This is a genomic window from Paenibacillus sp. JCM 9796 (genome assembly GCF_055379675.1).
The window spans coordinates 3,648,803-3,666,143 of sequence record NZ_AP043723.1; the positions used below are offsets into that span (position 1 = coordinate 3,648,803).

21 protein-coding genes are annotated in these 17,341 nt (G+C 55.0%); 15 read left to right on the plus strand and 6 right to left on the minus strand.

The features are described 5' to 3' along the window. Nucleotides 1-10 precede the first annotated feature (10 nt). Both ACZ439_RS17685 and glpX read right to left on the minus strand, forming a co-directional pair. Nucleotides 11-829 carry a sulfite exporter TauE/SafE family protein gene (locus ACZ439_RS17685; protein WP_127608202.1) on the minus strand — a complete coding sequence of 273 codons (819 nt, stop codon included), beginning with the start codon at nt 827-829 and terminating at the stop codon, nt 11-13. 63 nt (nt 830-892) lie between these two features. Next, nucleotides 893-1,876 carry a class II fructose-bisphosphatase gene (glpX, locus tag ACZ439_RS17690; protein WP_127608201.1) on the minus strand — a complete coding sequence of 328 codons (984 nt, stop codon included), beginning with the start codon at nt 1,874-1,876 and terminating at the stop codon, nt 893-895. Between the two features lie 239 nt (nt 1,877-2,115). Between glpX and ACZ439_RS17695 the strand changes: the two genes are divergently transcribed. The 10 genes from ACZ439_RS17695 to ACZ439_RS17740 all read left to right on the plus strand — a co-directional run bounded on the left by ACZ439_RS17695 (nt 2,116) and on the right by ACZ439_RS17740 (nt 10,448). Beyond that, nucleotides 2,116-2,736 (plus strand): helix-turn-helix transcriptional regulator, encoded by a 621-nt coding sequence (locus ACZ439_RS17695; protein ID WP_306439360.1) that lies wholly within the window; start codon nt 2,116-2,118, stop codon nt 2,734-2,736. Nucleotides 2,737-2,768: 32 nt separating this feature from the next. Then, a complete protein-coding gene (locus ACZ439_RS17700; protein WP_430103919.1) occupies nt 2,769-3,575 on the plus strand; it encodes a pyruvate, water dikinase regulatory protein in 807 nt (268 codons plus the stop codon). Nucleotides 3,576-4,297: 722 nt separating this feature from the next. Then, nucleotides 4,298-5,485, plus strand: a complete 1,188-nt coding sequence (locus ACZ439_RS17705) for a GNAT family N-acetyltransferase (RefSeq protein ID WP_054796148.1) — start codon at nt 4,298-4,300, stop codon at nt 5,483-5,485. A gap of 193 nt (nt 5,486-5,678) precedes the next feature. Further along, nucleotides 5,679-5,981: a LiaF transmembrane domain-containing protein gene (locus tag ACZ439_RS17710; RefSeq protein WP_127608198.1), complete on the plus strand. Its 303-nt coding sequence runs from the start codon at nt 5,679-5,681 to the stop codon at nt 5,979-5,981. A 42-nt stretch (nt 5,982-6,023) separates the two neighbouring features. Continuing rightward, complete coding sequence (locus tag ACZ439_RS17715) at nt 6,024-6,704, plus strand: PspA/IM30 family protein (RefSeq protein ID WP_054796150.1); 681 nt, start codon at nt 6,024-6,026, stop codon at nt 6,702-6,704. Continuing rightward, on the plus strand, nt 6,701-7,228 hold the full coding sequence (locus ACZ439_RS17720) for a PspC domain-containing protein (protein ID WP_201318065.1): 528 nt from the start codon (nt 6,701-6,703) through the stop codon (nt 7,226-7,228). The genes ACZ439_RS17715 and ACZ439_RS17720 overlap by 4 nt, the downstream gene beginning before the upstream one ends. A 2-nt stretch (nt 7,229-7,230) precedes the next feature. After that, complete coding sequence (locus ACZ439_RS17725; protein WP_127608196.1) at nt 7,231-7,929, plus strand: PspA/IM30 family protein; 699 nt, start codon at nt 7,231-7,233, stop codon at nt 7,927-7,929. Between the two features lie 148 nt (nt 7,930-8,077). Beyond that, nucleotides 8,078-8,728 (plus strand): cell wall-active antibiotics response protein LiaF, encoded by a 651-nt coding sequence (liaF, locus tag ACZ439_RS17730; RefSeq protein ID WP_201318066.1) that lies wholly within the window; start codon nt 8,078-8,080, stop codon nt 8,726-8,728. Nucleotides 8,729-8,743: 15 nt separating this feature from the next. Then, nucleotides 8,744-9,820 (plus strand): HAMP domain-containing sensor histidine kinase, encoded by a 1,077-nt coding sequence (locus ACZ439_RS17735; RefSeq protein WP_464619988.1) that lies wholly within the window; start codon nt 8,744-8,746, stop codon nt 9,818-9,820. After that, nucleotides 9,801-10,448, plus strand: a complete 648-nt coding sequence (locus ACZ439_RS17740; protein ID WP_054796152.1) for a response regulator — start codon at nt 9,801-9,803, stop codon at nt 10,446-10,448. Before ACZ439_RS17735 ends, ACZ439_RS17740 begins: the two co-directional genes overlap by 20 nt. A gap of 65 nt (nt 10,449-10,513) precedes the next feature. Here ACZ439_RS17740 and ACZ439_RS17745 read toward each other — a convergent pair whose 3' ends face one another. Next, nucleotides 10,514-10,948: a DoxX family protein gene (locus tag ACZ439_RS17745; RefSeq protein ID WP_054796153.1), complete on the minus strand. Its 435-nt coding sequence runs from the start codon at nt 10,946-10,948 to the stop codon at nt 10,514-10,516. Nucleotides 10,949-10,969: 21 nt separating this feature from the next. Next, on the minus strand, nt 10,970-11,737 hold the full coding sequence (locus ACZ439_RS17750; protein WP_054796154.1) for a DODA-type extradiol aromatic ring-opening family dioxygenase: 768 nt from the start codon (nt 11,735-11,737) through the stop codon (nt 10,970-10,972). A 158-nt stretch (nt 11,738-11,895) separates the two neighbouring features. On the opposite strand from ACZ439_RS17750, the gene ACZ439_RS17755 reads away from it, so the two are divergent. Both ACZ439_RS17755 and ACZ439_RS17760 read left to right on the plus strand, forming a co-directional pair. Beyond that, the gene (locus tag ACZ439_RS17755) at nt 11,896-12,204 is read left to right on the plus strand and encodes a winged helix-turn-helix transcriptional regulator (RefSeq protein ID WP_054796155.1); all 309 of its coding nucleotides are present in this window, start codon (nt 11,896-11,898) and stop codon (nt 12,202-12,204) included. 184 nt (nt 12,205-12,388) lie between these two features. Then, complete coding sequence (locus ACZ439_RS17760; protein WP_054796193.1) at nt 12,389-12,679, plus strand: hypothetical protein; 291 nt, start codon at nt 12,389-12,391, stop codon at nt 12,677-12,679. 45 nt (nt 12,680-12,724) lie between these two features. Here ACZ439_RS17760 and ACZ439_RS17765 read toward each other — a convergent pair whose 3' ends face one another. Continuing rightward, on the minus strand, nt 12,725-13,417 hold the full coding sequence (locus ACZ439_RS17765) for a hypothetical protein (RefSeq protein WP_054799254.1): 693 nt from the start codon (nt 13,415-13,417) through the stop codon (nt 12,725-12,727). 312 nt (nt 13,418-13,729) lie between these two features. Here ACZ439_RS17765 and ACZ439_RS17770 point away from each other — a divergent pair, with 312 nt between their 5' ends. Next, nucleotides 13,730-14,170, plus strand: coding sequence for a GNAT family N-acetyltransferase (locus tag ACZ439_RS17770; protein WP_054796157.1), 441 nt, complete (start codon nt 13,730-13,732; stop codon nt 14,168-14,170). A gap of 60 nt (nt 14,171-14,230) precedes the next feature. Here the strand turns inward: ACZ439_RS17770 and ACZ439_RS17775 are convergent, their stop codons facing one another. Further along, nucleotides 14,231-14,614 carry an LSm family protein gene (locus ACZ439_RS17775; RefSeq protein WP_054796158.1) on the minus strand — a complete coding sequence of 128 codons (384 nt, stop codon included), beginning with the start codon at nt 14,612-14,614 and terminating at the stop codon, nt 14,231-14,233. Between the two features lie 189 nt (nt 14,615-14,803). On the opposite strand from ACZ439_RS17775, the gene ACZ439_RS17780 reads away from it, so the two are divergent. Next, complete coding sequence (locus tag ACZ439_RS17780; RefSeq protein ID WP_054796159.1) at nt 14,804-15,577, plus strand: YwmB family TATA-box binding protein; 774 nt, start codon at nt 14,804-14,806, stop codon at nt 15,575-15,577. Nucleotides 15,578-15,666: 89 nt separating this feature from the next. Beyond that, on the plus strand, nt 15,667-17,187 hold the full coding sequence (zwf, locus tag ACZ439_RS17785; protein WP_127608191.1) for a glucose-6-phosphate dehydrogenase: 1,521 nt from the start codon (nt 15,667-15,669) through the stop codon (nt 17,185-17,187). Nucleotides 17,188-17,341 lie beyond the last annotated feature (154 nt).

Genomic DNA, 17,341 nt, shown 5'->3' on the forward strand with positions numbered 1-17,341 from the left:
TGCGGTGTTGTTAGATGATGTTGAGGCCTTCGAGGATCATTTTGGAAGCGATCAATACGAAGGAGATGCGTAGCACCCATAGCAGTTTCTTGCTGCTTAGACGGCTGGCGATTTGAGCGCCTAACCAACCGCCGAGCACCGCCGTAGGAGCCAGGCAAAGGACCATCCATAGGTCCACCTCTCCAAGACTCAGCTTCGTCACGGTGCCCATCACCGAAGATAGCAAAATCACGAACATCGAAGTGGCGGTAGCGACATGCGGCGGATAACGAAACAGGAGTACCATGGCCGGAACGAACAACGAGCCTCCGCCGATTCCGAACAGACCTGAAATAAAGCCGACGGCCGAGCCGATGGCCAGTGCTGGAATCAGGCTGTAACCGTACTCGAACGTTTGTCCTGAAGCATCTATGTAAGTGCGCTGAACGCTCCAGCGGACATTGATCGGTTTGATATAATCACGAAGGATGAGCAGTATGGCCATGAACATCATAAAGAAACCGAAGTACAACTGAAACGATTGCGCATCAACGAATTGCGTCACGTAGGAGCCCAGCATGGCTGCGGGCCCGCATGTCATGAAATAAAGCAAGCCGCTTCTAAAATCCACGCGCTTCTGCTTCAAGAATGCTAAGGTTGAAGAAAGCGCGGTAAATATAAGTACGGCAAGCGAAGTGCCGACCGCCGTGGAGACGGATATCGTCTGCCCGACGAACAATGGGCCTAAATAAACGAGTGCAGGCACAATAATAATACCGCCGCCGAGACCGACAAGGCTACCGAAGGTAGCTGCGATCAGGCCGACGGCGGTAAAAAACAAAAAGCTCATGAGATAACCTTCCTCCATGTTAATATTTAATGTAAATAAATATTAACATAGAAACGATGAAGTTCAATCCTGGGCGTTCAAAATATCGCTGAGCAACTGTTTGTTCGGCAAGTAGTGACTCGATTGAATGAAGCGTATTGTGCGCGTTTTGGCTCGCATGACGATCGAGTGGGTCTCCGCACGGTGATCGTTCGTATAGCGCACGCCGCTTAGAAATTCGCCTGGGGTAATGCCGGTAGCCGCAAAGATAACGTCCCCGTTACCGACCATATCGTCCATGCTCAATATTTTGTACGGATCGTCAATGCCCATCTCGCGGCAGCGGGTGATTTCTTCCTCGTTGCCCGGCATGAGTCTGCCGATCAGCTCGCCACCGAGACAACGCAGCGCAGCGGCGGCGAGCACGCCCTCGGGAGCTCCTCCGGAACCGACGTACAAATCGATGCCCGATTCAGACAGAGCAGGTGCCATTGCTCCCGCGACGTCGCCGTCGCTCAGAAATTTAATGCGCACGCCAACGCGGCGCAGTGTATGAATACGTTCACGGTGCCGATCACGATCCAAGATCATGACGGTTAAATTGCTCAATGGCTTGCCTAACAAGTCGGCGGCGCGTTCCAAGGTTGTCTCGAGTGGATCGTCGAGACTTAATTTACCGGCTAATGCCGGTCCGACGGCCAGCTTCTCCATATACATATCCGGAGCGTGAAGCAGCTGCCCCTTGCCCGCAATGGCGATGACTGCCAAGGCGTTGTTTAAACCTTTGGCAACGAGCTCTGTGCCCTCAAGCGGATCCACCGCGACGTCGACCTCCGGTCCTTGTCCGTTGCCGACTGCTTCTCCGATATAAAGCATCGGGGCTTCGTCCATTTCCCCTTCACCAATAACGACGGTTCCACGGATGGAAACGGAATCGAACATGGCGCGCATGGCCGTCGTAGCGGCGCCGTCAGCCTGATTTTTATCTCCACGGCCCATCCAGCTTGCCGCCGATAGCGCCGCGAGCTCGGTGACGCGAACGATTTCCAATGCCAATTCTCTTTCCATCTGCTCTCACTCCCTGAATATGAATGGTACATTTAATCTGAATATAGTATAATGAATAACTATATAGTACGCAATAATTATTCGAGAAGCGCGATAATATTGCGACAATAAGGACGTAGACTCAAAACGGTTCTTTGAGAAAGAGACTAATTTTGATACAATCATATGGAAAAGATGCGGATAAGAGCTGGCGAAACAAGGAGGGACCGGTCATCGAACTGAGTGCGCGCCAATTACAGATCGTTGAATTAGTGAAAGCGAATGCGCCGATTACCGGCGAACAAATAGCGGAAATGCTCGGGTTAAGCCGACCGACGCTGCGCTCTGACCTGGCGCTGCTTGTTATGCTGGGGCTGGTTGACGCCAAGCCGAAGGTCGGATACACGCCAGGTTCATCGGTGAATACGGGATCACAGGCTTCACGCAAGCTGCTGGGGCTGAAAGTGCGGGACGTTCAGGCGATTCCTGTTGTTGTCCGGGACCAGGCGTCGGTGCACGATGCGGTTGTGGCGTTGTTTCTGGAGAATGTCGGCAGCTTGATTGTAGTCGGGGAGGACGGTTGTTTGTCCGGCATCATTTCCCGTAAGGATCTGTTGAAATTTACGTTCGGCAACGCCAGCGCTTCTTCCATGCCGGTGAGTATGGTCATGACGCGAGAGCCCAATGTCATTCATGTAACGCCGGAGGAATCGGTGATCGATGCGGCGAACAAAATGATTCACCACCAAGTCGACAGCTTGCCGGTGGTCGTGCCGGTGAAAAGCGAAGAGGCGGGCGGGCGGACCCGTTGGGAAGTAGTAGGACGCGTGACAAAAACGATTATGACGAAAATATTGCTGGATTTGGCCATAGACCGCTAATCATGATCTGAAAAATAAGGAGAAGGAACCGAATGAGGGAAGAACAACATTATGAAATTACGATTTGCTCTGATTCGGTTGGGGAAACGGCAGAAGCCGTCGTCAGAGCGACGATCCGGCAGTTCGATGCTCATCAGGTAAGGACGAAGCGGATCGGCCATATTAAGAAGGAAGATGAAGTGCGCGCCATCGTCGAAGAAGCGGCGCATCGGGGCGGATTCATTGCGTATACGCTCGTGCAGCCCGAGCTCAGGGAAACGATGAAGGAAGAAGCGCTCCGGCTCGGCGTACGCGCCGTGGACATTATGGGGCCGATGATGGAAGCGTTCGTCGATACGTTCAACGACGCGCCGAAGCGAGAGCCGGGGCTGCTGCACCGGCTCGACGAGGATTATTTCCGCCGCGTGGAAGCGGTCGAGTTTGCAGTGAAGTGCGACGATGGCCGGGATACAAGCTCGCTGTTGAAGGCGAACCTGGTGCTGATCGGGGTTTCGCGGACATCGAAGACGCCACTGAGCATTTTTCTGGCGCATAAGGGCATCAAGGTATCGAATTTACCGTTGGTGCCGGAAGTGAAGCCGCCCAAGGAGCTGTTTCTCGTTCCCGGCAGCCGGATCGTCGGACTCACGATGGACGCCGAGAAGTTGTACAAGATTCGGACTGAGCGGCTGAAGGCGGTCGGCCTGCCGTTCGGAGCGAAGTATGCGACGATGGAACGGATCGATGAGGAACTGCAATACGCGCAAACGCTAATGAAGCAAGTGGGCAGTCTGATCATTAATGTGACCGATAAGGCAATCGAGGAAACAGCGGGCATTATTATGGGTTATTTAAATTAATTCCGAAGGCTTGGACCGTGAAGGTCCGAGCCTTTTTGCATGCTTCGAAGGCGCTCTTGAGCGACAAGCGAACTCATAAGCCGACGGGACGCCGCATGCCGCAAATCGGAGGGTGGCCCTTATACATGAAAAACCCCCTGAAAGCTACTTAGTAGCTTTACAGGGGGTTTTTCGGCATTAAGAGATTAGATGATGAGTGCACGTAAAACGATTACGAGCAAGATGAACAATACAAGAATTACACCAGTTGTTGTAAAAAATCCGACTGCGCTCATGTGACATCCCCCTTTCAGAAGTCATATTATACTATATGGCCTTTATATAATTTTGGTATGGACTTATGACCGAGACAGGAAAAAAGCAGTTAATTCCGCGGGAGAACAGGGCCGGAGATGCTCGCGCAAAGCTCGCTGCTACTGACTTACATCCAATTGACTAGCATTTTATTCATGGTAGAAACATGGAATTTCCCGATATTCTGGGTTACAATGGCAGCAGCATGTCTTTTGTCTTTTACTTAGGCGCATACGTAAGACGCAAGTATATGAGGATTGCCTCGATTAAACGAGAAAATGAGTTTTCAAGATTGCATGAAACGGATGGACCGAACGTACAGCAAGCGGGAGAACGCTCGGCCGCGAGGCAATCAGCCGGACTGGAATGCGTTTTTTGCAGCCGGGTTAAAAAGTAGAGACCACGAGGAAAAGAAAGGTAGTTGTGCGATGAGTGAACAGCCGGTGATTCGCAATATCCCCAAGGAGCAGTTTCAAGAGTCGATGGATTTGTCTGCTTTCGCTTTTCAGTATGTACTGACAGAGGAAGACCGTTATCATCGCGAAGCTTTGATGCGCACCGAGGAGCTGTGGGGCGCTTATGTGGATGGCCGCTTGGCGGCCAAGCTGACGATCCACGGCTTCGAAACCTGGATGCATGGCAAGAAATTCGCCCTGGGCGGCATCGCAGGCGTTGCCACTTGGCCGGAGTACCGGCGGGGCGGGCTTGTGACGAAGCTGCTGGCGCATGCGTTGATGACCATGAAGGAACAGGGACAGACACTGTCGTTCCTATACCCGTTTCAATTCCCTTTCTACCGGAAGTTCGGCTGGGAAATGTGCGCGGAGCAGAAAATATACGATATCCCGGCGGCGCTGCTCCCCCATTGGCCGGCCGGCACAGGGAAGATCGTACGTACCGGCGGGCAGCGTGAGCTGTTGGAGCCGGTGTACACAGCCTATGCCGAGCGATACAACGGGATGCTGGTCCGGGAGGAGGGCTGGTGGGAGTATCGCGTATTCCGAAATAAGCCGGGGACGGCAGCCGTGTACTACGACTCTTCGGGGCGTGCTGCAGGATATGTGATGTATCAGGTGAAGGAGCGGGTATTGAAGGTGCACGAGCTTGTATATCTCGATCACCAAGCTCGGACGGCGCTATGGCGGTTTCTGGCCGATCACGATTCGATGATCGATCGTCTCACGCTGTCAGCTCCGGCCGAGGACGATCTGGCGTTCCTGCTCGACCATCCGCGCATCAAGCAGGAGCTCTCGCCTACATTTATGGCCAGAATCGTCGATGTGCCCGCGTTTTTGGCAAAATTTCCGTTCGCCTCCGGTGTGGAAAGCACACTGCTGCTGCGCGTCGAGGACACGCATGCCGCGTGGAACAACGGGGTGTGGCGGCTCTCTGTGGACGAGTCCGGGACGGCTGTCGTGCGGGAAGCGGACAGCGCGTCGTCAGGATGCCTCCCGTTCGCGTCCTGCAGCATTCAAACGCTGGCTGTGCTGATGCTCGGTTACCGGCGCCCGGCCTTATTGCATGAGATCGGCAGGCTGCAGGGCACGGCGGAAGCGGTGGAAACGCTGGAACGGCTTATTCCGCCGCGCCCGGTGTATTTGGCGGATAACTTTTAAATGAAACCTCAGCACCCTTATTGGGGATGCTGAGGTTTTTTAGTTGCGGCTGCCGAATCCGCCAGTCGGGCAGTTCACTGGACTTTAGTCGAGTTTCAAAACCCGCCGCTGGTTCGTTTTGGGTGGAGCGGTTTTTCCCTAGAATAAAGACATAAGCAAACGAGAAACAAACGAAAGGCGGTGAAACGAATTCATGAGAATGAATAAACATACCGGACTCGCGGTGCTGTTGATTTTCTTCGGAGCGCTGATCCTGCTGAACAAGACGGGTTTTCACATCGGGCATCATGTCATGAGCATCCTATTCCCCGCAGCTATGGTCGGCCTCGGATTCGTCGGACTGAAGAACGGTAAGAGCATTATCGGCTGGATCTTGATCGGTATCGGCGGTTTGATTCTGCTCGGCAAGCTGTCCGGATTGATCGGATTGCTGGTGGCGATCGGATTGATCGGTTACGGTGTCTCGATGCTGCGCTGCAAAAAATCGGTTTACTAACACACATAACGAATCCTAGAAGAAAAGGTGGTTGAACGAAGCATGAGTTTAGGCAAACGATTCCGTGACATCACGGTCGCCCATTTCAATGAGATGCTGGAAAATTCGGAAGACCCGGTTCGCTTGATCGATAAATATTTGGCTTCGCAGTCGGAGCAGATCCGCGAATCGGAGAAGCTGCTGCAGCAATGTTTAAGCCACGCCGCGTCGCTCCGCCATCAGTACGCGGCAGCCGAGCAGCTGAAGGAGCGCCGCGAGCAGCAAGCGATGCTGGCGCTGCGTGCCGGCGAGGATGAAGTCGCCCGGATGGCGCTGCAGGAGAAGATGGCGCAGGAAGAGAAAGCGGCGCAGTACAAAGCCTTGTATGAGCAAAGCAAACTGGGCATCGTCGAGCTCGAGGAGCAAGTGCAGCAATTAAAAGCCGATTTCGATGAAATCGCATCGAAACGGAGCTATTATATCGCCAGACTGGAATCTGTCCGGCTGCAGCAGCGCATGAACGAACGAATGCGTTCGATGGGCGCAGGACCGTCGCCACGCATGTTCGAACGATTGGAAGAGCGCGTATCCGACATGGAACTGACGGCGAGAACGCTTCGCGAGGTTCGCGGCCATGTCCGTGACGCATGGACTGCCGCCAGCGGCGCCGCTTCGCAAGCGCTGGACCAAGAACTCGCAAAACTTCGCAGTAAACTGCAACAGGAGGGCTGGAATCGACCATGACGAAATTATACCGTTCCCGAACCGATCGTAAGATTACCGGCTTATGCGGAGGTCTTGCAGAAACGCTGGGATTCGATGCGACGCTGCTTCGTCTCCTGGTGGTCATCACGACGCTGTTCTCCGGCGGAGTCGTCATCGGCATCTATGTATTGGCGGCGCTGGTGATCCCGAGCGAGCCTTGGCACGGCGGGCCTCACGGTCCAGGTCCCGGCTACGGCGGAGGGGCGAATCCGTATGGCGGCAAGTGGGATCATCAATTCTGCAGCTGGAAAGATTGGAAGCGCGCCGAGAGGCACTACCGTAAAGCGCAGCGTTACGGCTGGGGCAGCCCGCAGCAAGCGGGAGGTTACGAAGCCGAGTATGCGGCAAGCCAAGCGCAAGCGGCGGGCACGGCCGGCAGCGACCTTGACGATATGATGAAAGACATCGAGAAAAAAGCGATGTGGAAAGAAATTGAAGAACTCCGCGCCAAAGTCGCGCAATACGAAAAACAACAACAAAACCAAACTAAAGGAGAGATATAATCATGGGAGTATTTTCCAGAATTAAAGATATGACGAAAGCGTCGCTGCACGAGCTGTTGGATAAGGTCGAAGATCCGATCATTATGCTGAACCAATATATCCGCGACATGGAAGAGGAAATCGCACAGGCCGAAGTGACGGTCGCCCGTCAAATCGCCAGTGAACGTAAGCTGAAGGAACGTCTGGATGAAGCGGTTCGTCTGACGGCGCAATTCGAAGCGCAAGCGAAGGAAGCGCTCAAGAACGATCAGGAGCTGGCGGCACGCCAAGCACTCGAGCAAAAGCTGTATCACGAAGGGAAAATTACCGAATACACCGAGCTGCATGAGCAGGCCAAGGGGCAAGCGGCCGAGCTGGTACAACAGCTGCATGAAATGAAAGATTCGTTCTATCAAATGCGCAACAAGCGCAGCGAGCTGATTTCCCGCGCACAGCTGGCCAAGGCTAAGAAGCAAATGGCCGAAGTGACGGCGAACAACGTTATCGAAGGCGGCAGTGCCGTGAAGGGCTTCCGCCGCATGGAAGAGAAAATCATGACGCTCGAAGTGGAGGCGGAGATCGCACGCAAGCCTTTTGTCGGCACGGCCTCTTATACGGGTTCGGCTTACGGTCTTGGCGCGAACGTCGATCCGGCGAAACAGCAAAAGCTCGACGAGCAGTTGAACCTTCTGAAAGAAAAAATTTCTTCCGAGCCTAAATAAGCATTCGCAGCAGCCGTGAAAATGCTAGTGGAGCGAACCCGGCAGTTATGATATGCTAGGTAGGGCAAAAGCCATGGAGGGCCATTATGCAGCCGCTATGGCTTTTGTTTCACGCTATCAACTAGACCGACGAAAGGGGGCGGCGCACATGTACCGTAAACGAAACCGCAATATCGCACTCGTTTTGATCGGAGCGGGCATTTTTTTGTTGGCGCACGATCACATGAGCTTCATCACGGTGGTCGCCCTCTTTTTACTGTTATTCGGCGTGTATAAAGTTCGTTCGGGAACCGGGCGCAAAGGGTATGTGCTGATGATTATCGGCCTGCTGCTGCTCTTGGGCGGAAATATGCCGCTCGTGATTGCGGTCGTGCTGATTTCTCTAGGATTTTTTTATCACAAATCACGAAAGATAGACCGGGACGATCGTCATTACCGGAAGCAAAGCATCATCGACAGCATTCGTTGGGGCCGAGATCCCTGGATGCTGCGCGATATGTCGATTTGGAACGTGCTTGGCGAGATTCATATGGATTTGACGTATGCGATACCCGAGCAGAAGGAGACGACCATCGTCCTGCAGGGCGTGATCGGGGACATCGATTTCATCGTGCCGGAGGATGTCGGGGTATCCGTGACGGCTTCTGTGCTTTTCGGTCAAACGAGCATCGGGTATGATAAGGAAGCGGGCGTGCTGAACAAGCTCGTATGGCAGTCGCCGAACTATTGGACGGCGGATCGTCAAGTGAAGATCGAAATGTCTTATGTCATTGCGGATATCGATATCAAAATCGTGTAGCGTGGAGGAAGCGGCATGGACGGACATGAGAAACGTCTGACCAACATGATATGGCGAAGTATGGCGGAGTCCATCGGGCTCAGCCTTATTTTGTTTGCCGTTATCGTGTACTTTCTCCAGGCGAACGGGTATATTCGTCCTTTTGAGTCGTGGAAAGAAGGCGTGAGCCTCAGTTTGACGTTGATCTCCATTACGATCATCCTCGGCGGCTCTTACGGGCTGTGGTACTCTACGCGTATCAACCGCAGGCTCGAACAGCTTCGGGAAGTGATGCTGCTGCTGGAAAAAGGAAACTTGAGCCGCGCGGTGCCGCAGTTAGGCGAGGACGAGATCGGACGCCTCGGGGAGCAGCTTAATCAAATAACGAAGAAATGGGAAGAGCAGGTCTCTTCGCTGCAGCGGCTGTCCAACAACAACGCCCAATTGGCGCAAAAGGCTAAATATTCGGCTATCGTCGAGGAAAGGCAGAGGCTGGCACGCGAACTGCACGATGCGGTCAGCCAGCAGCTGTTCGCAATCTCGATGACGGCGACGGCGGTCGGGCGGACGCTGGATAAAGATTTCGACAAAGCGCAGCGGCAGATCCATCTTATTGAAGAGATGGCGTCGGTTGCCCAATCGGAGATGCGCGCGCTGCTGCTGCATTTGCGGCCCGTTCACCTGGAGGGCAAGCGCTTGTCGGAGGGACTGGTCGAGCTGATGCAGGAGCTCGCGGCGAAAGTGCCGATGGAGATGGATTGGGAGCTGTCGGACGATATTAAGCTGCCCAAGGGCATCGAGGACCATCTGTTCCGGATCGCCCAGGAAGCGATGTCGAATGCGCTGCGCCACTCGAAGGCGACGAAGCTTGAAGTACGGCTCACGCAGCCTTCCGCCGATGCGGTGCGGCTGCTGATCCGGGATAATGGCGTCGGCTTCGATTTGGATATGAGGAAGCAAGCGTCCTATGGTATAGTTACGATGAATGAACGCGTGAACGAAATCGGCGGCTCGATGAATTTATTGACGGCGCCGGGCAAAGGCACGCGGATCGAGATCAGAATTCCGATTATGGCGGAGGGAGGGACTCAGAATGGAAGAGACGACGATTAAAGTGCTGCTAGTCGACGACCATGAGATGGTGCGGATCGGGCTAGCGGCCGTGCTCGGTACGGAAGACGATATCGAGGTGGTGGGCGAGGCAAGCAGCGGTCAGGAAGGCATTCGGCTGGCGCTCGAATACCGTCCTGATGTGGTGCTGATGGATTTGGTGATGGACGGGATGGACGGGATCGAAACGACGCGCCGTCTGCTGGAGCAGCACCCGGATTGTAAAGTGATCGTGCTGACGAGCTTTATCGACGACGAGAAAATTTATCCGGTCATAGAAGCGGGAGCGTTCAGCTATTTGCTCAAAACGTCGCGCGCGGCAGAAATCGCCCAAGCTATCCGGTCGGCCGTTAAAGGGCAGTCGGTGCTTGAATCACAAGTCGCTTCCAAACTGATGAACCGGTTCCGGCAGCCGAAGCAGGCGGCGATGCCGCACGAGGAGCTGACCGATCGCGAGATGGAAGTGCTGCGGCTGATCGCTTCGGGCAAATCGAACCAGGATGTCGCAGACGAGCTGTTCATCGGCGTGAAAACGGTGAAGTTTCATGTGACGAATATACTCGCTAAGCTCGGCGTCGAGGATCGGACTCAAGCGGCCATCTATGCGTTTAAGCAGGGCTTGGTGGAATAGCAAACACACAAAAATCCCCGTATCCGTCAGCGCGGAGGCTGCAGGAACGGGGATTTGCTGTTGGCTTAAGCGGCGCGGCGATCTTCGAACTGATCGCCGAACATCGTTTTCAGGAGCAATCTCTCGACGGAGAGCAACTGGCTGCCGCTGAAGGCAAGTGCTGCAGACATGGCCAGCAGTACGATTTCAAGCTCATATCCGGCCGCTTGAGCACTGCCCGTAAAGCCTGCGGCAAGCTTTACTTTAAACAGGGCGACCAGCATAATGATCGTGAACAGCGCGGAAATGATTCGGGTTCCAAGTCCGAGGATCACCGCGAAGCCGCCGATCAGCTCGACCAAAGCGACCACATAGGCCATGAAGCCAGGGAGACTGATGCTTTCGAACCAGCCGGAAACATTGGCGATGCCTCCGGCAAATTTCAAGTAACCGTGGATCATGAAGGTGAGGCCCAAGCCTATGCGTAAAATGAGTTGTCCGATTTCGACATTTCTATTCATGACTGTTTCTCTCCCTTAGGATTAAAATTCAAGGCTCAAATAACTGAGCGTGCCCAAATCGTAGCTGCGGTGAATGACCGACGGCTTTCTTTGCGGATTTCCGCTGCCCCATGCGATGTAGAAGGGCACGAAATGCTCCGCGCGCGGAACAGCGAGGCGGGCGTGAGGGGCTTGCGCGGCATAGTCGAACAGCGCTTCCTGATCGTCTTGCTCCAGGCGTCCGAGCAGCCACTCGTCGAATTCGACAGCCCAAGGCTCGGGTGTCGTTTGGCCCCACTTGATGATGCGAAGGTTATGCACGGTGACACCGCTGCCGATCACGAGGATGTCTTCGTCGCCTAGGCCGCGGAGCGCTTCACCGATCCGGTATTGCTCGCGGGGCGCGGTGTACGGATTGACCGAAACCTGTACGACCGGTATGTCAGCTTCGGGGTACATCCGGTGCAGCAGCGTCCAGGAGCCGTGGTCGAGGCCGCGCGTCGTGTCGGTTTGTACGGCGATGCCGTTCTTCTCCAGCCGCTCCTTCACGTTCGCAGCAACGATGGAGGAGCCTCTGGCTAAATAACGAATCTTGTACAGTTCGTCGGGGAAGCCGTAGAAATCGTAGATGGTGTCGTATACGTCGTCCGACGAGGAAATCGTCGTCACTTCAGTTTCCCAATGCGCGGTGAAAATAACGATAGCTTTCGGACGGATGCGCTGGGCCAGTTGAGCGAGAAATGCGGCGTATTCGGTTTGCTCGATGGCCAGCATCGGTGAACCGTGGGCTAAAAATAACGATGGTACCATTAAGGGGACCTCCTTCAAGTGCGTTCGTTTTAGGTTACTTTATGTAAGTTAGTTTAAGATAATAACTTAAATATGTCAAGTAACTAATTAATGAAGTTTAACTATATAATTTTTAGTTTATTTCGGTTATACTAGTACTAAGAGTGAGGTGAAGCCTTATGAACGAGTCGACGTTATGTCCCCGGATGGAAAAAGCGTCGCAAATCCTCAGTAAACGGTGGGCCGTGCTCATCATTTATCAGCTGCTTTCGGGCCGTCAGCGGTTTTGCACGATTGAAGCGGCATTGCCCATCAGCGGAAGACTGCTGTCCGAAAGGCTAAAGGATTTGGAGCAGGAAGGAATCGTGTTACGGGAAGTATTCCCGGAAACGCCGGTTCGCATCGAATATTCATTAACGGAGAAGGGGCGCGCCCTGGAACCTGTCATTCGCGGTATTGAAGCGTGGTCGATAGATTGGGTAAAATGAGACAAGATGCGGCCGGTAACCATGTTGCATAACAATAGGAAGCCCTGACGGAACAAATGCCGTCGGGGCTTCTGTATTTCTTAAGATTTCTTTAGAAGTGAATGCTTTCCAGCCGCTCATTCGTCATATTACTTAGAGGACGAATGCGTTCTTTGCGGCTTGGAGAGGAGATGACTTGCCGAAAATGAAAGGCTTGGCTGCACAGAATCGACACCAACCGACGAAACGGCTGTCGTTCGGGGAGAAGGCGGAAGTATTGAAGCGTTACGAGGTATACAGTTATCAAATTGCGCATTATTTGCTGCAGCGGGAGGACGCCGCGAGACGGGCAGCCGAGAACACGCTGCTTTCCTTATATCAATCCGACGATTTCTTTATGGAGGCTGAAGCGGATAAAGCCGACCGTGTGAAAAAGGAGACGATCCGGCATGCGCTGCGCGTGCGCCAAGCGGCGGCAGGGGCGACAGGCGCCTGACGGAGCGTCCCGCCTCTGATCGCGAGGCGGGCGCAAGGGCTCTCCTTACCTGGACACATCCAACAGCGTGCCGGTTAGCGGCACGGATAAATACGTCTGCAAGCCGCTGTCCGGGCTGACCGTGTAGCTGCTGAACGCGCGGTATTCGTCCTGCTGCCGGTCAATCAGGCTCGACGCGGCGAGCGATTGCAGACGGTCAGCCGCTGCTGCCAGCCGATCGGCGAAGCCGCCGCTGCCGGTCAGCGTGCCGGCAACGACGTCCGGCTGCCGCTGCAATTGCTCGGCGAGTAGTTCCGCATCGATTCGCAGCGAGCCGTCCGGCTGGCGGACGATGCCGATGCGCTCCAGGTCGCCGAACGGGAGGCGGGACGCCCATTTGCGGACAGCCGGCTTTAACAGGCTGCCGGCATCGCTTAAAGCGCCGGACAGTCGATTGAATCCCTCGACCATATGCTCGGCGGCTTCCGGCAAGCCGTCAGGTTCCGTCGTGGTCGCGGCTTGTTTGGCCGCCTCGACGGCTTGTTCGGCTTTCCCGGCCGCGGTCAACACGTTCGCGAGATCGGCGGCCGTCCTTCGCGCGAATTGCTCGAATCGATGTTGGGGCCAAAGCATAACGGGCAAGCCCGGCGGTTTCGGCTTCACCGAGCCGACGGCTTTGGACTGCGACTGTTCGTACGCATACCACTGGGCATGCACCTCATACGGGCGGAATACTCGTGTAATTGGTGGTGTAATCATGTCCGGCCCCCCTATCCCTCCAGATGCTTATTTCCATTATAAACCATTGGCGCTTTGCTCGTAAATCATTTCACTTGACACCGGCCGAGTAATTGGAGTAACATAAAAAATCAAATTTCGGTCAAAAGGAGCTCGTTCGGATGAATGCGGTACAAGTGATCGTGATAGCGGGCGTGTTGGTGATTTGTGTTGCGTTCCTGCGATTCGTAGGCAAAAAGTATAAAAAATAAACGGGTCGTCCGCCCTAACCTTTCTTCCGTTCCCTACATACGATGGAGGAAAAGCTTCAGCTAGGGAAAGGCGGTTTGACGGATGATCCGCAAACGAATTCCTCGGCGCGACGACGGCGTGATTTATCAGCTTGTCCAGAAAGAGCTGCTACCTTTCGCCAAACAGACGCTACCGAGCGCTCGAGTCAGTCGATCTCTTCTGCGAAAGCGGCTGAGCCAGGGCGTGACGTACGTGGAAACAACGGCCGGACGCGTTCCGGTCGGATTTATCGCGCTAATAGCAGACCGCGAACGGTTGTCGGTCGATATGCTCGCAGTCGATCCCCGGTATCAGGGAAAGGGGATTGGCAAACGTTTAATGTTATACGTGGAACGGAAGGCGCAGGAATTGGGACTGCCCGAAGTGACCCTGTGGGTCGACGAAGCGAACGGGCGGGCCCGGGGCTTCTATGAACGGTTAGGGTACACGTCGATTTATTACGATCCGCATATGCGTTGTTTCTTGATGAGGAAGTCAATGTAATGAAAAACCAAGTCTGCCGTTCGCTTCGCTTGCGAGCCTCGGAGACTTGGTTTTTTGCAATTAAGCGAGTGTGAATAACAGCCCAACCAGTCCAATGTCGAGAACGACTCGGCGGCCGTGCTGAAGAACGGAAACGGGATACGCCGGGTAAGGGGAGGGGCCGAACGGATGAGCGGATGCCTGCGCGATATGCTCGGCGGCGGTTCCTTTCCCGGCTCTTTTGCCGGAAGCGGGGGCTTTCTTCTTCGGCGAGCGTCGGCTGCTCCTGGTTGGGCCGGAAGCTGGAGCGACCGCCTCTTCTTCGTCGTAACTGAGAATTAGCTCGCCTTTCTTGACGCCGATCAGCGTCCCGAAGATTTCGGTACCGTTCTTCAAAATCACGCAGACCGGCTTGCCGTAATGCGGCCTGCACCCCGCTTCGCCAATCGGATAGATCGGTTTCATGCGTACATTCACCTCCGTCATGGCTTGCTGGAAGCCTACACTTCAGACTATGCGGCTTTTGTACCGCTGTCCTAGACGAATGCCCGGGGGCGACTGCCTATTTTTGCGGGCGCGGGGTATACAATCTATGGATTCCGGCCATGCTGGTCAATAGATTGATAGATTCGGAACAAAAGGACGGGATATGCGATGCGGAAGTTCGGGATGATGGCTCTGCTGGCGTTGGCGGCAATCGGATGTTTGGCGGTACTGCGCACGCAGGCGGCGCTGCCGGCGGCGGGAACGGCGGGCAAGGCAGGGGCCTATGCCGACATCATCAAGCTCTTGACGACCGCGAAGCAAGTCATGGATCCTGCAGCAACCGTCAAGCTGACGATGAAAAAGACAGGCGCTTACCTCCCCGTATCCGGCGAAGCCGATCTGCTCGCCGACGGGCAATTGTGGAGCGAACGGCTTGGCATGACTCCAGCCGCCGCCCTCACAGAGCAGCAAGGGCACGCCGTATACCGCCAGGAGGGTGCAGCGGGCGGCTGCAAGCAGACGCTGCTGCTTACCTCGCTGAATGCCGGCGAGTTTTACGCGATCGTGAAGACGGAATGTGAGACGCTCCCTGCGGCCGGAGCCGCGGAAGCGGTCGCTCTCCAGCAGCGATTGGACGCCGCTGTAGAGGGGCTGGAATGGGATGCCTCATGGAACGTAATGGTGCAGGGCGGCCTTGCCGACCCGAGCGCGCAAGGCGCGGAAGCCGCGCTCCGCACGGTGGAGCGGGAGCTGGCAGCGAAGGCGGAGGAGCGTTACGAGGACAGAGGCACGGTCAGCGTCTCGTACGCGTCGCCGGAGCTGAACGAATTCGTCTGGAGCGGCGATCGGAAGCTTCATCTGCAGGCGGCCCTGCGCTGCGATTCGCAATCGGGCGACTGGCGGCTGACGCTCGGCACACCTGTCATTACGACAGAGTATTGAAACTCGTTCTCATTTTGGTTATGCTAAAGGGAAAAGCAGGATAGGCGTTTTTTCCACCCTATATACTAAGAGAAAGAATGAGGGAAATTATGACGAATGCTGTGTTTTTAATTTTTGGAGCGACTGGGGATTTGGCTCGTCGTAAGCTGTTCCCGGCTTTCTACAGTTTATACCGCGAGCGGAAGCTGGGCGATAAATTCGCCGTCGTCGGCCTCGCACGCCGTCCGCGTTCCAATGCGGAATTCCGTCAAGACGTGCTGGATTCGATCAAAGAGTTCGCGCGCTACAATGTAACGAAGGACGAGCAGTGGGAGTCCTTCGCCGAGCATTTCGAATACATGTCGCTCGACATCAACAACGTGGAAGGGTTTCGCGAGCTGCGCAGCCTGACCGATAAGCTCGACGCCAAATTCGAAATCGGCGGCAACCGGTTATCGTACCTGGCGCTGTCGCCGGAACTGTTCGGCAGCGTGTCGCATAACCTGAAGGCCGGTGGCCTGCAGGAAACCGGCGGCTGGCACCGGCTGGTCATCGAGAAGCCGTTCGGCTACGACTTGAAATCCGCCGAGAAGCTGAACGCCGAAATCCGCCAAGTGTTCGATGAGAAGGATATTTACCGCATTGACCACTACCTCGGAAAAGAAATGGTGCAGAATATCAACGTGGTTCGGTTCGCGAATGCGTTCTTCGAGCCGCTGTGGAACAATAAATATATTGCCAACATTCAAATTACGCTGAGCGAAACGGTCGGGGTGGAAGAGCGCGGCGGTTACTACGACCGTTCCGGCGCACTGCGCGACATGGGTCAGAATCATATGCTCCAAATGCTTGCGATCATGGCCATGGAGCCCCCGGGACGGATGCACCCGGAAAGTATCCGGGACGAGAAGGTGAAGGTACTTCGCAGCTTGCGGGGATTTGAATCGTCCGATGAGGTGCGCGCCCATACCGTCCGCGGTCAATATGCGGCAGGAACGCTGAAAGGACAGGCGCTCCCCGGTTACCGCGAGGAGGACAAAGTAAATCCGCATTCGAATACCGAAACGTATTTTGCCGCGCGCGTGTTCGTGGATAATTTCCGATGGGCCGGCGTGCCGTTCTACATTCGTACAGGCAAGCGGCTTCCCGTGAAAACGACTGAAGTTGTGGTCGAGTTCAAGAATGTGCCGAATAATGTATATTTGGCCAAGAAGCACAAGCTGGAGCCGAACCTGCTCGTGTTCCGCGTCAACCCGATGGAAGGCATTTATTTCAAAATGAACGCCAAACAACCGGGCTCGGAGGGCACGATCGTGCCGGTGGCGATGGACTTCTGCCAAAGCTGCCAAGTCGGCTTGAATACTCCGGAAGCGTATGAGCGTCTATTGCATGACGCCGCCCGCGGAGACTCCACCTACTTCACTCGTTGGGATGAAGTGGCGCTCGCCTGGAAGTACGTCGACCAGATTGCGCAAGCATGGAGCGAACGGTCCGATGACCTGCAGTCGTACCCGGCCGGCACATGGGGACCGGAACGCGGCCGGAAGCTGGTCGAAGAAGACGGTTTCCGCTGGTGGCCGGTCAACGGTCAAGACGAAGGCGAAGTGGCTTGGGAATTCGTACAGCGTTAAGCAAGCAGCGCCACAACGGAAATGAACTTGTCCGAGGCCGGTGGAGCGCCGGACCCGGACATAGGGGTTCGTACGGAAGCCCTTGGAGCTCTCCAGATACCCGGGGAGACGCCGGCGCGGACATTTTTGCTACAGTATAAACGAAGGACAGGCT

Bases quoted from the DNA above. Each gene is read 5' to 3' on its own strand.
- ACZ439_RS17685 (WP_127608202.1), bottom strand. From the start codon at position 829: ATGAGCTTTTTGTTTTTTACCGCCGTCGGCCTGATCGCAGCTACCTTC.
- glpX (WP_127608201.1), bottom strand. From the start codon at position 1,876: ATGGAAAGAGAATTGGCATTGGAAATCGTTCGCGTCACCGAGCTCGCG.
- ACZ439_RS17700 (WP_430103919.1), top strand. From the start codon at position 2,769: ATGAGGGAAGAACAACATTATGAAATTACGATTTGCTCTGATTCGGTT.
- ACZ439_RS17705 (WP_054796148.1), top strand. From the start codon at position 4,298: ATGAGTGAACAGCCGGTGATTCGCAATATCCCCAAGGAGCAGTTTCAA.
- ACZ439_RS17710 (WP_127608198.1), top strand. From the start codon at position 5,679: ATGAGAATGAATAAACATACCGGACTCGCGGTGCTGTTGATTTTCTTC.
- ACZ439_RS17715 (WP_054796150.1), top strand. From the start codon at position 6,024: ATGAGTTTAGGCAAACGATTCCGTGACATCACGGTCGCCCATTTCAAT.
- ACZ439_RS17720 (WP_201318065.1), top strand. From the start codon at position 6,701: ATGACGAAATTATACCGTTCCCGAACCGATCGTAAGATTACCGGCTTA.
- ACZ439_RS17725 (WP_127608196.1), top strand. From the start codon at position 7,231: ATGGGAGTATTTTCCAGAATTAAAGATATGACGAAAGCGTCGCTGCAC.
- liaF (WP_201318066.1), top strand. From the start codon at position 8,078: ATGTACCGTAAACGAAACCGCAATATCGCACTCGTTTTGATCGGAGCG.
- ACZ439_RS17735 (WP_464619988.1), top strand. From the start codon at position 8,744: ATGGACGGACATGAGAAACGTCTGACCAACATGATATGGCGAAGTATG.
- ACZ439_RS17740 (WP_054796152.1), top strand. From the start codon at position 9,801: ATGGAAGAGACGACGATTAAAGTGCTGCTAGTCGACGACCATGAGATG.
- ACZ439_RS17745 (WP_054796153.1), bottom strand. From the start codon at position 10,948: ATGAATAGAAATGTCGAAATCGGACAACTCATTTTACGCATAGGCTTG.
- ACZ439_RS17750 (WP_054796154.1), bottom strand. From the start codon at position 11,737: ATGGTACCATCGTTATTTTTAGCCCACGGTTCACCGATGCTGGCCATC.
- ACZ439_RS17755 (WP_054796155.1), top strand. From the start codon at position 11,896: ATGAACGAGTCGACGTTATGTCCCCGGATGGAAAAAGCGTCGCAAATC.
- ACZ439_RS17760 (WP_054796193.1), top strand. From the start codon at position 12,389: ATGAAAGGCTTGGCTGCACAGAATCGACACCAACCGACGAAACGGCTG.
- ACZ439_RS17765 (WP_054799254.1), bottom strand. From the start codon at position 13,417: ATGATTACACCACCAATTACACGAGTATTCCGCCCGTATGAGGTGCAT.
- ACZ439_RS17770 (WP_054796157.1), top strand. From the start codon at position 13,730: ATGATCCGCAAACGAATTCCTCGGCGCGACGACGGCGTGATTTATCAG.
- ACZ439_RS17775 (WP_054796158.1), bottom strand. From the start codon at position 14,614: ATGAAACCGATCTATCCGATTGGCGAAGCGGGGTGCAGGCCGCATTAC.
- ACZ439_RS17780 (WP_054796159.1), top strand. From the start codon at position 14,804: ATGCGGAAGTTCGGGATGATGGCTCTGCTGGCGTTGGCGGCAATCGGA.
- zwf (WP_127608191.1), top strand. From the start codon at position 15,667: ATGACGAATGCTGTGTTTTTAATTTTTGGAGCGACTGGGGATTTGGCT.